The organism is Pseudoalteromonas sp. SR43-2 (assembly GCF_014163885.1).
In the GTDB taxonomy this organism is placed as follows: domain Bacteria; phylum Pseudomonadota; class Gammaproteobacteria; order Enterobacterales; family Alteromonadaceae; genus Pseudoalteromonas; species Pseudoalteromonas distincta.
Window position 1 is genome coordinate 24,360 of record NZ_JACJED010000021.1, and the last position, 15,216, is coordinate 39,575.

Below are 15,216 nucleotides of genomic sequence, written 5' to 3' on the forward strand. Positions count from 1 at the left end.
AAATCGCGTGCATTTTGCACGTTGTTTGATTAAAAATACAACGATAAAAATTGAGCCTGAGGGATTAGTTAAACTAATCTGAATTGATTTTATTAATGTGCGATTCAGTAAGTTTTATTACTGTTTTTGCATAGCTATTTATATGGCGGTTGGTTTTAACCCCTTTGTTGTTGGGGTTTTTGATTTTTTAATTTATTTTTATGCATTTTATACAATGTTTTTTGATTATTTATTCAGATTAAAAAAATTCAATTAAACGTTTGTTATCTCACTCTAAAATACATTGCTGGAAACAAAAGCTTGTCACTACTAATAATTATTAAACCAAGTATCAAAAAACAGAGCCAAAAATCATTGGCATGGCTTAAAAATATCTGTAAAAAACGCAGCTTTTCTTATTGTATATTTACTACAACGGGAAGCTTTGACGATGACTGCGCTCAAATAAGGTTGTTGCTGAGTGACTTTACCAAAGTAGTTGCACTAGGTGGTGATGGTACATTGAACTTGGCGGTTAATGCGCTAATAGGGAGCAGTTGTTCGTTAGCATTATTACCTTGCGGTACAGGTAACGATTTCTCCAGAGGGTTTAATTGCAAAGAAGATGATTGGCGAAAGGCATTATTTAATACACCGACAGCAATTGATATAGGAAAAATTAATAGCCGCTATTTTATTAATATTGCAGGGGTAGGATTTGATGCTCATGTGATTAAAACTATTAACGATAAAGCTAATTTTTCATCTTTTGATTACAGTTGGACGAGTATCAAAGAGCTATTTTATTATCAAGCTCAGCAGTTACAAGGTACGTTTAATAACGATGCTCGGCAGTATCAAAATTTAATTACTGTATTTGCTAATCATAAGTACTTTGGTGGCGGACTAAAAATAGCGCCAAAAGCGGATTTAATTAATGGCCAGCTTGAGTGTTATCAAATGCGATCGGGTGGGCTTTTTTATAATGTAATAAGCTTTATTAAGTTATTTTTTAAGCGTCATGAGTATATAAAAAACCTTACCTATAGTCGCTTAAATACAGCTTCCATAAATACTGAAGGGCTATTGATTGAAGCAGATGGTGAGCTGATAGGTAAGACTCCTGCCGTTATTAGTGTGCATGGACAGGCCTTACTTTTTCATATGCCAATAAAAAAGCGCCTACAGTAAAGTAGGCGCTTTTGCGTTAGTTGCGTTAATAACGCGTCTAACTGGGGACGGAGCCACTTTTAGCTATTGCTCTATTAGCTAAAAAGGCGTTGATTCGTTTTGTTGGGGTAAGCACAATGGCGTTACCTAATAGCACGAGGCTAAATCCTGCAAAGGTATTTGCGTGCCATTCAAACCCTTCAAAAAAGCTACTCAGTGTTACTGCCACTAATGGGAATAAAACAATAACGTAGCTGGCTTTTTCAGGGCCTATATTTTTTAGTAGTGCAAAGTAACAACCAAAAGCGATTACGGTGCCAAATATTGATAAGTAAAGTAATGATAACCAGTAACTCGGTGGCGCGTTTACACTAAATTGCACGTCATTCATTAATACATATAGCGCTAAGCCTACGGCGCTATATAACATGCCCCATGCATTACCTTGTAATACACCAATTTGCTTACGAGAATTTCGAACGCTTACCATGTTGCCCAATGAAGCCACAAAGGTACCGCCAAGAGCAAGTAGTAACCCGACCAATGCACCATTACTTAAGTCGAACTGCTGTAACTGCGGCCAAAACAGACACGTAATACCTAATACAGCAAGAACAGCTCCTGTATAAATTCGCTTTGAGATTGGTTTACCAAAAAATAATCGAGTGTTAACTATGTTCATAACCAGCAGCATCGAAAAGGCAATGGAGCTCATGGCTGAGGTTAGGTAATTTTGTGCCCAGTAAAGCATTAAGTAATTTAAACCAAAGTTAAACAGAGCTAATAAAGCAAAAAAGCCATGATCGACTAATGAGAAACGCATGTCGGGTTTTTTGTACGCTACATATAACCACATTAAAAGCGCTGCAATAGCAAAGCGATAAAATAACGATAACTCGACTGCAATATCGCCTAATTGAAATTCTATGGCTAACCAAGTAGAACCCCAAATTAAAACGGTTGTAATGTATAACGCTGCACTTTTCATGGTTAGTCCTCAAAGCCCGATTGAATGGCTATTTTAAGACCTATCTGTATACTTACCATATACAGAAAAGTAAAAATGTAACCTATACAGATTTGGTGTGTGATGATAAGACAAAAAAATAGCCAAGGGCACGATTTTTTATATCAACAAGTTATTCAGTTAATTAGGGATATGAGTGCTCAACAGGTTTTACTCCCCGGCGAAAAACTACCATCACTGCGTAAAATGGCAGATAACTTAAATATAAGTATTCCCACTGTAAAACAAGCGTATCAAGCACTTGAGGATCAAGGGCTAGTAGAGGCGCGCGAAAAATCAGGCTACTTTTTAAAAGCTGTTAACGCCGCGCATAACTTACCTAAGCGAGTTAAGTTAAGTCGCGAACCTGTTGTGGTAAATAAACAAGCCTTAATAGAGCAGGTATACAGCGCCATTCATCAAGCGAACATAGTCCCTTTTGGTATCGCTAACCCTATAGCCGCTGCACCTACCGATAAAGCGCTTGCCAGAAATATGCGCCGAGTAATGACTACAGCTGGCAGTAAAGCTATTAACTATGGACCAACAGATGGGTTTGTGCCGCTGAAAAAGCAATTGGTGCATCGCTATTTAGATTTTGGTATTGGTATAAATATGGACGAGCTTGTGATCACCAATGGTGCACAAGAAGCCATGGCTATTGCACTTAAGTGTGTAACAAAGCCAGGCGATGTAGTTGCCATTGAGACGCCTTGCTATCACGGGATTATCGAGTTAATAGAAAGCCTAGGGCTTAAAGCGCTCGAAATACCACTGTGCCCAGATAATGGTATTTGGTTAAGTGATTTGGAACGCGCTTTAAATGAGCATGACATAAAAGCGTGTTTATTCTCGACTGCAATTAGTAACCCTGTGGGCAGCTTTATGCCTGATACAAATAGACAGCAGCTGGTGGAGCTACTTGAAAGTCATGACGTAGTGCTTATTGAAGATGACGTATATGGCGATTTATATTTTACGGCAAAACGTGGCACACCTGCTTTAACGTACTCTAAAAAAGGATTAGTGATTAGTTGCTCATCTTTTTCTAAAACGGCAGCGCCGAGCTATCGTGTAGGTTGGTTAGTTGCGGGTAAATTTGCAACGCAAGCAAGGCGATATAAAAGAGCACTAAGTTGCTCTGCTTCGTTAATAAACCAATGGACGTTATCTGAGTTTATTGCCAGCGGCGAGTACGACCGAAATTTAAAAGTACTTAGGCAACGCCTGCGCGATAACAAAGAGCGTATGCGATGGTGCTTACAACAAGCTATGCCAAAAAATACACGTATAAGCGATCCAAAAGGAGGTTGCGTAATGTGGCTTGATTTAGGAGGCGAATACGATAGCCAAAAGTTATTTTTACTTGCACTTGAAGTGGGTATTAGCATAACCCCAGGGCTTATTTTTTCAGCCTCTAATAAATATAAAAGCTGTGTAAGGTTAAGTTATGGTGTGCAATGGAACGCGCAAATTGAGCAAGCAATAGTTACATTGGGTAAGCTTACTTTATTAGCTAAAAAGTAATACCAATCTGCTTATATATGGGGTCTATTTAACGTTAAGAAAATTACGCTAGAACTAGGCAAAAGTTTTTGTATCTAGTTGTTCTAAATAAAAATTTTTAACGACGTTATAGTGCAATTTAATTCGTTAAACTGATCAAAGATTTATGCAGGTTGGTATAAGTCAACGAAATACAAAAAAGCAGCATTTAAGTAAACTTAAGTGCTGCCAAAGGGATGTTAAATAACGTTTGCTGTACTAATTTTGTTTAAAGCTAAATAACTGGTAACCTTTAAGCTCAGGCAATTGCATTACTAATTGCTCTTCTTGTTTTGCAATATCAGCAAAGTTTCCACATAAAGAGTTAGCACGTTCTTCAAGTGCGCTTGCATGTAGCTCTACTTTTTCTTCTATTTGTGCACCCATATTTTCCATACGTTGTTCAAAAGCATCCATATCACCGCCTGAACCAAGTAACTCAGAACCTAAAGCTACTAAAATACTGCCCATTGATTGCATCACCGCTGTTTCTATCTGCTGCTCAAATTGTTGTTCAAAGTTTTCGCCAAATTGATTAAAACTTTGTTGGCCCATCACAAATGTACCTTGCTGGTAAAATGTGTTTTCTACTTCGATTTTAATGTCATCCATAAGCTCAGACATATTATCAAGACCGTCAATATTAAATGCATTGCCTACTTCTTCTAATGCTACTCCTGCAATTTTAACACCCTCAAGCGCTATATTAGCTACTTCAGGTAATTGTGTGCGTAAACTATCAGAGTACTTGTTTAGCGCTTCGCGTTGTGAGCTATTTAGTGCTACAAATTCGCCATTTACAGTTAAGTCACCATGGGTATTAAACTGCATGGTTTTATTGTTGGCGGTAAAAATTTCCAATTCGTTTGGCTTAATGCGCACATCATTTTTAAATTCGACGTTACATTCATCATTACTAAATGAAATTGCAGAATCGTTATCGTTATGAGCCATAGCGGCTGGTGAACAAATTAATGCGCTAACTAATAGTAATTTTTTCATGTTTGTTCTCTACTTTTTGTTGATGACGATTAATTAATAACAAGTTTGATGCCAGTTTTATTTTTTAATATAAAACATATGGTTAACTGTTTTTGTTTGTTTTTTAGTAAATGAAATCAATTAATAAATAACTATTTTTTAGTCAAATTGGCTAACTAATAAAAATTAATAAATTTTATTTATCGATACGATAAAAAACTCTCACTTTCCTCAATTCAAATTTAGCGCTATTTATTCACATTACTGACATGAAGACTATTTACAGTAGTCACGTGGCTTTATTTTGATGTTAATTTGCACAGCATTTTGACGTTAAACATTTTAATTTTACCGACTATTGCGATAATAAAATCCTTGGTTGGTCTCAAACACTTTATGGAGTGGGTTGTGGGTAAGACATTTAGTTACGATGCGCTAGATGACGATTTTGTTGAAGACGAGTACGAAATGCTCGGCCGTAATCAACACGATAAGAACAAGCAAAAGGTTAAAAAGAAGTTGGAAGACTACCTTGAGCAAAAACGCTTGCGTAAAAATCTAGGCGAAGACGATTTAAGCGATTACACCGATTAAATTTCACTAGTATAAATAAAATACCAATTAATATTGAGAGTTTAAATGTGCAGTTATGCGTATGTTTAAGTTTCAATAGTATTGGCAATAAAGAGGCCTTGCGCCTCTTTATTACTTTTTAAAGCGTGCTTTTAGCCTGTGCCAAAGCTTTTTGAATTGTAAGTTCTAGCTTTTCGGGTTTAGTAAAAGGTGCATAACGTTTAATTGGCGTGCCATCTGCGGCAATTAAAAATTTAGTAAAATTCCACTTTATTTTACGTGTTAAAAAACCAGGTAAAGCCGATTTTAAAAAACGAAAGACTGGGTGAGCATGCTTACCGTTTACATCTACTTTGGCCGCCATTAAAAAACTCACACCAAAATTAATTAAACACCCTTGCTCTATCTGTGTAGCGTCGCCGGGTTCTTGCTGACCAAATTGATTACACGGAAACCCTAAAATAACTAAACCTTGGCTGGCATATTTATTATGCAAAGCTTGAAGCGACTCGTATTGGTAGGTAAATCCACATTTACTTGCGGTATTAACAATAAGCGCAACCTTACCTTCAAAATCACTAAAGTTAATAGGTTGACCCTGCAAGCTTGTTGCGCTTAATTGATGGAATTTGTGCATATTGGCGTCTTTTTTATTATTGTTATAGGTATTTTAACCTGAGTACAGTATTTCATAAAGTATAAAGAGCGCTCTAATTTAAAATCAGAAATAGCCCCATACCGGCAAGCGTTGTGTAATAAATATTATGTGTTTTATAGGCAACAATGATGGCGACTATCGCTGCGCTTAAATAAGGGTTTTGCCAGTTTAAGTTAATGCCATCTTCATTCAAAAACACGATAGGCACCCAAATTGCTGTAAGCACCGCAGGTGCACTAAAGCTTAAAAATTGCTGCATTTTAGGACCTACTTTAAACGGTAAAGCGCGGTGTAAAAATAAATAACGCGTAAAAAATGTAATGCACGCCATGAGTAAAATAGTTGTCATCATAGCGTTGCTTCCTTTTTAGCGGTTAGCCTTGCTGTGCTATAACCTGCGGCCATTGCCAGCAGCGCTGAGCAAACAAGCCATAACTCAAATCCGGTACTTTTTAAAAGCGTTGCGCTAACGCCTGCTACAATTACCGTAACGAGTGAGGCCAAATTTTTGATTCCCGGAATAACCAACGCGATAAACGTGGCAGCAATGGCAAAGTCGAGCCCTAAATTAGTTAAGTCGGGCAGCATTGTGCCCGCTACAATGCCAATTAACGTCCAAATATTCCATGCAATATAAAAGCTAAAACCAGCGCTCAATGCGTATATTAAGCGTGTTTTTGTTCTGTATGCTTTTCGATGATGAGAAAACGCAAACAGCTCGTCGGTTAAAACAAAGCTCACCGGTAAGCGCCAACGCATAGGTTGATCAATGACTTTATGACGCACAGCTAAACCGTATAAAAAGTGCCGAGAGCTAATAATAAATGTTGTGAATAAAATTGTGAGCAATGGTGTGTTGCTCGCCATAAGTTCAATCGCAACAAGCTGTGCAGAGCCTGCAAATACTAATAACGACATTGCTTGGGTTTCAAAGGCGCTAAAACCATTTTGAATCGCTAAAGAGCCGCATAAAATACCCCAAGGAACAACGGCTAAACACAGTGGTAGCATATCTAAAAAGCCTTTTAAAATAGCTTTTTTAACTGGTTGCATGATATTTACTCTCACGGCTTGTAGAATGGCTCATAAGGATACCTTAATATTATGATGTTAAAGTAGTTAACAAATTAAATAATACTGTTTTTTTAAGGATAGGCACAATGACGACGTTAAAAGTGTGGGATGGGTTTATTAGATGCTTTCATTGGTTTTTGGTTGTAAGTATTGCAGTGCTTTATTTTAGTATTGAAGAGGGCATGATTGAGCTTCACTTTGTTGCAGGTTTTTTTACTTTAGCACTTATAGTAACACGTTTAATATGGGGTGTTATTGGTAGTAAAACCGCGAGATTAAGTGGGTTACTGCACTCTCCTAGTGCTATTTTAAAGGCGCTAAAAACACCAAGCGACTCGTTAGGCCATTCAGCACTCGGTAGCTGTATGGTGATAGTGTTTTTTATATTGATCATAACGCAACTTGCAAGTGGCTTAATGAGCAGTGATGGTATTTTAACTGACGGGCCGCTTGCTCAATATGTGTCTAGCGATACGATTGATTTTGCCAATTGGCTACATGAGCTGAATTTTGACATTTTACTTTATGCTATTGGCTTGCATGTATTAGCTATTATTGTTTATAGAATAAAAGGCAAACCGCTAGTTAAGGCGATGATCACAGGCTCAAAAGAGTTAAAAGCGGATGACTCTGAGGCTAAAGTAACAAAAGCGTCTTGGCCTGCGTGGTTAATATTTATATCTTTATTGGTGTTGCTGGTATTTACGTGGGCGAAAGAGCCTTTAACTTATTTATTTAGTTAAAAACACATTAAACCAATCTTAAAGGATTGGTTTTTGTTTTTGGTTGCATTCTTTTGTTTGATTGTTATGCGGGGTCGAATTATAATCGCCGCATTGCTGGCAAACTAGCCGAAAGGTTAGGACGCAAAGTTTCCGGTCTAAGGCTTTTTAAAAGCTATGCTAGCGGGACTACTGCATAACGTGTTGTTATGTATCACTTGCCCTCAGTGTATTTTTTGTGTATCCATAGTGTATGGATAAGATTTTGTAACTCTTAAGGTGTTGCCGTGTTTATGCATACGTCGTTGGCCTGTGGAAAGTGGTCAACAATAGGTTGCTTAAATCATCATACCCAATTATTTATTGGTGATGTGGTGAGTGTAACCTTTTACGACATGCAAGGAGAGCTGGTTAGTTTATCATTTGATTACAAGATCACCTCGCTTGAGCAAGGTGAGCCTCACGCATGGCCACGTTTAGTTGCCGAGCATATTAATGTACATGTTCCTCTGGTTAGCGCAGGTAAAATGACCGAACAGGGTTTAATTGTAGCCTATAGAAATAATGAAATTTTTGCTTTGCAAAGCAGTGGTATATGTAAAGCACACGTCGACTTTCATTGTATTGCAAAATGCGATGAGCGTGTTGTTAATAACCTTGATACTTATGATTACGTGTACCCTGAAAATTGCGAAAACTATAATGCGGGTACAAAGGTATTGCAGCCAAAAACTGGGCATGTATATCAATGCAGGCCTTGGCCATTTAATGAGTTTTGCCGCACGAATGACGATAATAATTCTATGTTCGAACCCGGTGTAGGGCAAAGCTGGGCTATGGCTTGGCAGCAAATATAAAGCTTAAATTATCTTCCCAAAGGTATAGCGGTTTTAGTAATGAAGCGTTTACCGTTTTAGCCCATCCAACTATTGGATGGGCTTTTTTATTTTTATGATAAACTGCAAATCACATTATTTTTTTAATTGGTTTTGTTGTGTCTCGTCCTGACTTCTCTTTAAGTTTATTACCTAATTTCCCGATTGCTAAACAGCAAGCCCATACATTAAGTACTCATAATAAGATACGTACCGATAATTACTATTGGATGCGCGATGACGATCGCCAGGATGAGCAAGTACTTGCGCATTTACATGCTGAAAATGCGTACTGCGATGAACAGTTAGCTGCTATGAAGCCATTACAAAATACACTTTTTGAAGAGTTAAAAGCACGCATTGTAAAAGATGATAATTCGGTACCCGTTAAAGACGGGAAATACTGGTATCACTCAGAAGTTCGTGGTGATGATGAATACTCGCGTCATTATAGAAGTACGAGCATAAAGGCCGATAATAAAGAGCTTTTACTCGATGTGAATGTATTAGCTGAAGGATTTGAGTTTTTTGAGCTGGGCGAAGTCGCACTAAGTCCATGCGAGCAGCTTATGGCTTACTCTGAAGATACTGAAGGTCGTCGTATTTATAATGTTCGCTTTAAAAGCTTAGCGACCGGTGAAATGCTACCTGATGTACTTGAAAATACAGAAGGACAAGTTGTTTGGGCTAACGACAATAAAACTGTTTTTTATGTAAAAAAAGATTTAAAAACACTATTAGGATACCAAGTATTTAGGCATGAGCTTGGCAGCGAGCAAAGCCAAGACGTAATGGTCTACGAAGAGCAAGACAGCAGCTTTTTTATGGGACTTGGTAAAAGCCGCGATGAAAGCTTAATTATTATTGATTTGGCATCGACAGAGACCAACGATACATGGGTGCTTGATGCTAATAAGCCCACTGGCGAATTTAAAGCATTAATGCCGCGTGAAGATGGCCACGAGTTTGACGTAGATAAGCTAGGTGATACATTTTATATTGTGACTAACTGGCAAGCTAAAAACTTTAGATTAATGACGGCAACAAACGAAACGATTGCTGATAAAACTCAATGGTTTGAGCATACAGCTCACAGAGAAAATGTCCTGCTTGAAGGTGTCGAGTTATTTAATGACTTTTTAGTATTGAGTGAACGCGAACAAGGGCAAGCTCGATTTGTAGTTGTTAATAGGCAAGGGGATCGTATGGCACTTGAGTTTGCCGATCCTTGTTATTATGCTGCAATAGCAATGAACCCAGAGCCAGACACTCGCACTGCGCGTATTTATTACTCAAGCTTAACAACACCAGGTTCGTTATATGACGTTGATTTAGCAACCGGCGAAAAAACACTACTTAAACAGCAAAAAGTACTCGGTAGTTTTAATGCCGATGACTATCAGTCGGAGCGATTAATGGTAATGGCTCGCGACGGAGTTAAAGTACCCGTATCAGTTGTTTATCGAAAAGACAGCTTTAAAAAAGATGGCACAAATCCGTTATTTCAATACGGTTATGGCGCCTATGGCTATACGATTGATCCTAGTTTTTCTAGTTCGTCATTGAGCTTGCTCGATCGTGGCTTTGTTTATGTAATAGCACATGTTCGAGGCTCTGAAATGCTAGGTCGTCAGTGGTACGAACAAGGTAAAAAAGAGCATAAACAAAATAGCTTTAGTGACTTTATTGACGTGACAAAAGCACTTGTTGCGCAAAACTATTGTGATAGCAGCAAGGTGTTTGCCTCAGGCGGCAGTGCAGGTGGTTTATTGATGGGGGCAGTTGTAAACCAAGCACCAGAGTTATATTGCGGTGTTGGCTGCCATGTACCATTTTTAGATGTATTAACCACGATGCTTGATGAGAGTATTCCGCTCACAACAAATGAATACGATGAATGGGGTAATCCAAATGAGCCTCAGTTTTATGATGTAATTGAAGCTTACTCACCGTATGACAATATTCGCGCACAAAACTATCCGAACATACTCGTTACTACCGGCCTTCACGACTCACAAGTGCAGTATTGGGAGCCTATGAAGTGGGTTGCAAAAATGCGTGAGCTTAAAACAGATAGTAATATTTTAGTATTTAAAACCGATATGGATGCAGGGCACGGTGGTGCATCAGGTCGCTTTAAAAGTTTAGAGGAAAAAGCACTCGAAATGGCCTTTTTTATTGCTTTATTAAATTAACTGCAAAATCAGAAAATTGTATTATCCTATATATAGAAGTTGATATATGTAAGGCGATTTATGTTTGGAGCACATGGTGAATTTCAGATTTGTTCACAGCCCCCTCTAATGTATTTAGAATTAAAGGGGAGCTTTAACAATGAAGGCATTACGCTGTTAACTAATGGCGTTGTTCAGGAGCTGAGCACTCACCCTGAAAATACGATTAAGTATGTGGTTGTTAATTTAAGAGAGTTTGAGCTGTTAACTTTGGATGGCCTCGATTCATTAGAGACCTATTTTGCCGGTGTAAAAGAACGTGGCTATCAACGAGTTGACTATATAAACATTAATATCATAGCTAAAAATATGTTTGAAAAAGTATGGAAAAATAGCGATGTAGAAGTTAATTTTTATAAAGATACCGACAGCTATTTATTAGTGCACCCAAATGACAGTTATATAAAACAGAACTGGTAACTAACATGAGTATTATAAACCGCTATTGAAGAGGGCTTATAATACTCTCTAAACACCCTTTATAGCGCCGTGAAAGGTTTAAACACATATCGTTTTTCAGCCTTACTTTATAATCGCCACTGTCAGTAGGCATCAGTTCGCAAATAGCTTGTTTTCTTACCAGCGTTGAACGATGAATACGAACAAACCCTTCTGGTTCTAGCTGTTGTTCAATATTTTTCATGGTTTCGCGATGTAGTACCGGCGTATTACCTTGGGTAAAATGCAGCTCTACATAGTTGCCCGCACCATTAATCCAAATAATATCATTTATATCAATTAGCCTTACCTTACCTACATCTTTAACCACAATATGTGATGATGGCTTTTCAGCTTGTGTGCTTTGCTGGTATTGGCGTTCGGCCGCACTTGCAATCGGGCAAAGGTGAACCAGCTTATCAAAGCATTTATCAATACGTGATGCATTTGAATCTAATATTAAAAAATCTACAGCGCCAACTTCAAAGGCAAAACTCGCAAAATGTCCCGATTGAGCAATAATGACTAACTTCAGCTTTTTAGCAAGCTCAGTTAAATGCACTATTTGCATAGGGTCAGCTAGGTTGGTTAGTTCGTAAAACAGTACATTGTATTGATCTGTGTCTATTTGATCTAATCTATTTGTTTGAAGAAAAGATTGAGATTCAAAGTGTCGGTGATCTTGCACACGCTTTGTTAAAAATGTTGCAAACTTAGTGTTACTAACAAAAGTTAATGCATGAAAAGAAGCGATCATTATTTTATATCTCTTGCTGTATATAATAATAAAGACCGTGCTTAGCGGAAAAACTGTTATGAAAAGTACAATATATTTATAAAATAATTGTGACGTACTGATTCATCCCATAAAAGCTGCTATTCGTACCAAAGACTACGCCTCATAAATAATGCCCGTAGAGTGTTTAAATAAATCCCCTTACTGTAATCCGCGAAGTAACCATTTAGTTACAAAAATAACAATTCAGGGGAATTATATGACATTAACTAACAAAGGTAGCGCGCGACTATTTAAAAAATCGTCGTTAACAGTTGCGCTAAGCAGCGCGATACTTGCAAGCTTTTCATTTCAAGGTGTGGCTGCAGAAGATGACGAAATAACTAAAATAGAACGCGTACAAGTTACAGGTTCTCGTATTCGTTCAGCTGAGGCAATGTCATCAGCACCTATCCAAGTTGTAGATAGTGCAGCGATTGATGCATCAGGGTCGTTAAATATTCAAGACTTACTATTAGAGAACCCTGCATTTGGTACACCAGCTATTAGCCGTACTAACTCAAACTTTAATACCGCAAGTGCGGGTGTTGCTACTGTTGATTTACGTAATTTAGGCTCTAACCGTACATTGGTTTTAGTAAATGGTCGTCGTTATGTATCAGGTGTACCTGGTAGCTCTGCTGTCGATTTAAATACTATCCCGAGTCAATTTATCGAACGTGTTGAAATTATGACAGGTGGTGCTTCATCTGTTTATGGTTCTGACGCTGTTGCTGGTGTAGTTAACTTTGTTTTAAAAGATGATTTTGAAGGTGTTGAATTCGAAGGCCAATATGGTGAATCAAGCGAAGGCGATGATGAATCACGCCAATTTAACTTTACCTCAGGCTTATCAAGCTCAGATGGGAAAGGGCACGCGATGTTCCACCTTGGGTATTCGGATCAAGGTGCTGTTTTTTCACGTGACCGTGACCGCTCGGCAGTAGACCAATTTTCAGGTATTTTCTTTGAAGATGATCCAGCAGCAAACCCAGGCTCTGTATTTGATGCTGTAAGCCCATTTTTATCTTCATTTCCGCCACAGGGTCGCTTTAGCGCTGGGGATGAAACTTTTACGTTTAATGATGCAAACAACCTACAAAACTCATTTAGTACTAACGGTGGCGATGGCGTAGCTGCAAATGGTTTTAACCGAAGCGGTGTACGTACGATAGCGATACCTACAGAACGTTATTTATTCGCCTCAAACGGTAGCTACGAGTTAAGCGACAAACATAGCTTTTTTTATGAAGGTACTTACGCCGCAACAACGACCGTTTCTGAATTAGAGCCATTTCCTTTCGCCTCTGACGACATTTATGCAAATGGCCAAGTACCAATTGAATTTAACGTAAACGGTGAGCTTCTACGTAATGCGTTTGTTCCAGATGATATATATAACGCAGCAACTGATACTGATGGTGATGGCGCACGAGATATCTTTTTTGCAAAGCGCTTAAGTGATGTAGGTAACCGTGGAGCACGAGCAGAGCGTGACACATTCCGTTTAGCGCTTGGTTTTCAAGGTGAAATAGCCGATGGTTGGTTCTACGATACTTACTATGTATATGGTAAGACAAAAGAGCAACAAGTATCAGGCGGTCTAGTTAATGTACAAAGTTTTCGTCAAGGTTTAGAAGCTGTTATCGATAGCCAAGACTTAGATGGCGATGGTATTACTGATGAGGCTATTTGTATCGATGCGACAGCACGTGGCTTTAACTGTGCACCGGTAAATATTTACGGTTTCAATTCGTTATCACAAGGTGCGATTGATTTTGTAAGTGCACCTAGCTCACTTTCAACGTCGGTTGAGCAAGAAATTATTGGTGGTAATATTTCAGGTGATTTATTTGAACTACCAGCGGGTGTTGTAGGTATCGCTGCTGGTTTTGAATACCGCGAAGAGTTCTCACGCAGTGAATTTGATGCTCTACAGCAAGCTGGCCTTAATGCGGGTAATGCAATTCCAGCAACAGAAGGCTCGTTTGACGTAACTGAGTATTATGTAGAAGCAAATATCCCTGTGCTTGATTCTGTAACTATGAATGCAGCAGTTCGTTTGTCTGACTACTCAACAGTAGGCAATACTGAAAGTTGGAACGTGGGTGTAGACTGGGAAGTAATGGATAGCTTACGTTTACGTGCTACCCGTGCACGTTCAACGCGTGCTCCAAATATTGATGAGTTATTCTCTCCACCTTCACAAACTTTTCCAAGCGGTTTAAACGATCCATGTTTAGGGGTTACTAATAGTGGCGGTGGTGCCGCAGGTGATGCTTGTCGTACAGATGTTGGTGTTACAACTAATATCGCTTCAAATGGCGAGTTCACGCTTAACCAGTCTGACTTACAAGGTATTAGTGGCTTTAACCGTGGCAACCAAGATTTAAAAGAAGAAGTTGGTGACTCTGTAACAGTAGGTTTAGTATTTACACCAGAAAATCTAATATCAGGCCTAGATATTACGCTTGATTACTTTGATATCGAAATTACAGATGCAATCGTGTCAACACCTCGTCAGTTTATTCTTGACCAATGTTATGGCGGCGGCGATACAAGCTTTTGTGACTTTATAACTCGTCGTAGTGCGCCATCAGGTAATAATAGTGCTGGTTCACTAGAGTTTATTGATAGCGGTGTATCTAACAGTGGTGGTTTAGGTACAGAAGGCGTTGATTTAACACTGACGTACTCTACTGATATTGGACCAGGTGCGTTTAGAACTCGCCTTGCTTATACTTACCTAATCGATGGTTATAGCATTCCACTTCCGGGCGCTGATAAAGATGAGTTTGCTGGAGAGATTGGTGCATCAGAGCATAAAGCTAACTGGAACTTTGGTTATAAACTTAACGACTTTGATTTTAACTGGAGCTTAACTTACATTGGCGCTGCAGACTTTGATGATCAATTCTTAAGTGGTTTTGGTATTGCTCCAGGTGGAGTAGGGATTGGTTCAGTGACATATCATGATGTTCAAGCAAGTTACCATATCAGCGATTCAACAGAGCTTTACGCTGGTGCGAGTAACTTATTTGATAAAGAGCCACCACGCATTTTATCGGGTGTAAGTGGTTCAAGCACGGGTACTGAAACGGATGCAGGTACGTATGACCCAATTGGACAATCATTCTACATTGGTTTTAGAAGTAAATTCTAACCAACAATAACGACACTAACTAT

At 38.6% G+C, this 15,216-nt stretch carries 14 protein-coding genes and 1 riboswitch; of the genes, 8 read left to right on the forward strand and 6 right to left on the reverse strand.

The window, feature by feature from the left end; all coding sequences use genetic code 11:
* Positions 1–300: 300 nt before the first annotated feature.
* Complete coding sequence (locus H5120_RS16250; protein ID WP_182675506.1) at positions 301–1,170, forward strand: diacylglycerol kinase family protein; 870 nt, start codon at positions 301–303, stop codon at positions 1,168–1,170.
* 37 nt (positions 1,171–1,207) lie between these two features.
* Here H5120_RS16250 and H5120_RS16255 read toward each other — a convergent pair whose 3' ends face one another.
* Positions 1,208–2,137, reverse strand: coding sequence for a DMT family transporter (locus H5120_RS16255; protein WP_149594358.1), 930 nt, complete (start codon positions 2,135–2,137; stop codon positions 1,208–1,210).
* 102 nt (positions 2,138–2,239) lie between these two features.
* On the opposite strand from H5120_RS16255, the gene H5120_RS16260 reads away from it, so the two are divergent.
* The gene (locus H5120_RS16260) at positions 2,240–3,682 is read left to right on the forward strand and encodes a PLP-dependent aminotransferase family protein (protein ID WP_182675507.1); all 1,443 of its coding nucleotides are present in this window, start codon (positions 2,240–2,242) and stop codon (positions 3,680–3,682) included.
* A 237-nt stretch (positions 3,683–3,919) separates the two neighbouring features.
* Here the strand turns inward: H5120_RS16260 and H5120_RS16265 are convergent, their stop codons facing one another.
* Positions 3,920–4,702 carry a YggN family protein gene (locus H5120_RS16265; protein WP_182675508.1) on the reverse strand — a complete coding sequence of 261 codons (783 nt, stop codon included), beginning with the start codon at positions 4,700–4,702 and terminating at the stop codon, positions 3,920–3,922.
* A 387-nt stretch (positions 4,703–5,089) separates the two neighbouring features.
* On the opposite strand from H5120_RS16265, the gene H5120_RS16270 reads away from it, so the two are divergent.
* Positions 5,090–5,275, forward strand: a complete 186-nt coding sequence (locus H5120_RS16270) for a PA3496 family putative envelope integrity protein (RefSeq protein ID WP_007579801.1) — start codon at positions 5,090–5,092, stop codon at positions 5,273–5,275.
* A gap of 118 nt (positions 5,276–5,393) precedes the next feature.
* Here the strand turns inward: H5120_RS16270 and H5120_RS16275 are convergent, their stop codons facing one another.
* From H5120_RS16275 to H5120_RS16285, 3 genes are all read right to left on the reverse strand, one after another.
* Positions 5,394–5,891 carry a glutathione peroxidase gene (locus tag H5120_RS16275; protein ID WP_182675509.1) on the reverse strand — a complete coding sequence of 166 codons (498 nt, stop codon included), beginning with the start codon at positions 5,889–5,891 and terminating at the stop codon, positions 5,394–5,396.
* 73 nt (positions 5,892–5,964) lie between these two features.
* On the reverse strand, positions 5,965–6,264 hold the full coding sequence (locus tag H5120_RS16280) for an AzlD domain-containing protein (protein ID WP_004335020.1): 300 nt from the start codon (positions 6,262–6,264) through the stop codon (positions 5,965–5,967).
* Positions 6,261–6,965 carry an AzlC family ABC transporter permease gene (locus H5120_RS16285; protein WP_182675510.1) on the reverse strand — a complete coding sequence of 235 codons (705 nt, stop codon included), beginning with the start codon at positions 6,963–6,965 and terminating at the stop codon, positions 6,261–6,263. The genes H5120_RS16280 and H5120_RS16285 overlap by 4 nt, the downstream gene beginning before the upstream one ends.
* A 107-nt stretch (positions 6,966–7,072) precedes the next feature.
* Between H5120_RS16285 and H5120_RS16290 the strand changes: the two genes are divergently transcribed.
* From H5120_RS16290 to H5120_RS16305, 4 genes are all read left to right on the forward strand, one after another.
* Positions 7,073–7,729 carry a cytochrome b/b6 domain-containing protein gene (locus tag H5120_RS16290; protein ID WP_182675511.1) on the forward strand — a complete coding sequence of 219 codons (657 nt, stop codon included), beginning with the start codon at positions 7,073–7,075 and terminating at the stop codon, positions 7,727–7,729.
* Between the two features lie 88 nt (positions 7,730–7,817).
* A riboswitch (cyclic di-GMP riboswitch) is annotated at positions 7,818–7,905 on the forward strand.
* A gap of 96 nt (positions 7,906–8,001) precedes the next feature.
* Positions 8,002–8,565 carry a hypothetical protein gene (locus H5120_RS16295; RefSeq protein ID WP_004335009.1) on the forward strand — a complete coding sequence of 188 codons (564 nt, stop codon included), beginning with the start codon at positions 8,002–8,004 and terminating at the stop codon, positions 8,563–8,565.
* A gap of 137 nt (positions 8,566–8,702) precedes the next feature.
* Positions 8,703–10,778, forward strand: coding sequence for a S9 family peptidase (locus H5120_RS16300; RefSeq protein ID WP_182675512.1), 2,076 nt, complete (start codon positions 8,703–8,705; stop codon positions 10,776–10,778).
* A gap of 60 nt (positions 10,779–10,838) precedes the next feature.
* Entirely contained in the window at positions 10,839–11,237 is a 399-nt protein-coding gene (locus tag H5120_RS16305; RefSeq protein WP_182675513.1) for a hypothetical protein, read from the forward strand.
* Positions 11,238–11,259: 22 nt separating this feature from the next.
* On the opposite strand, the gene H5120_RS16310 is transcribed toward H5120_RS16305, so the two are convergent.
* Positions 11,260–12,012: a LytTR family DNA-binding domain-containing protein gene (locus tag H5120_RS16310; protein WP_182675514.1), complete on the reverse strand. Its 753-nt coding sequence runs from the start codon at positions 12,010–12,012 to the stop codon at positions 11,260–11,262.
* Positions 12,013–12,250: 238 nt separating this feature from the next.
* Here H5120_RS16310 and H5120_RS16315 point away from each other — a divergent pair, with 238 nt between their 5' ends.
* Positions 12,251–15,193: a TonB-dependent receptor domain-containing protein gene (locus H5120_RS16315; RefSeq protein ID WP_182675515.1), complete on the forward strand. Its 2,943-nt coding sequence runs from the start codon at positions 12,251–12,253 to the stop codon at positions 15,191–15,193.
* The last annotated feature ends 23 nt before the right edge of the window (positions 15,194–15,216 follow it).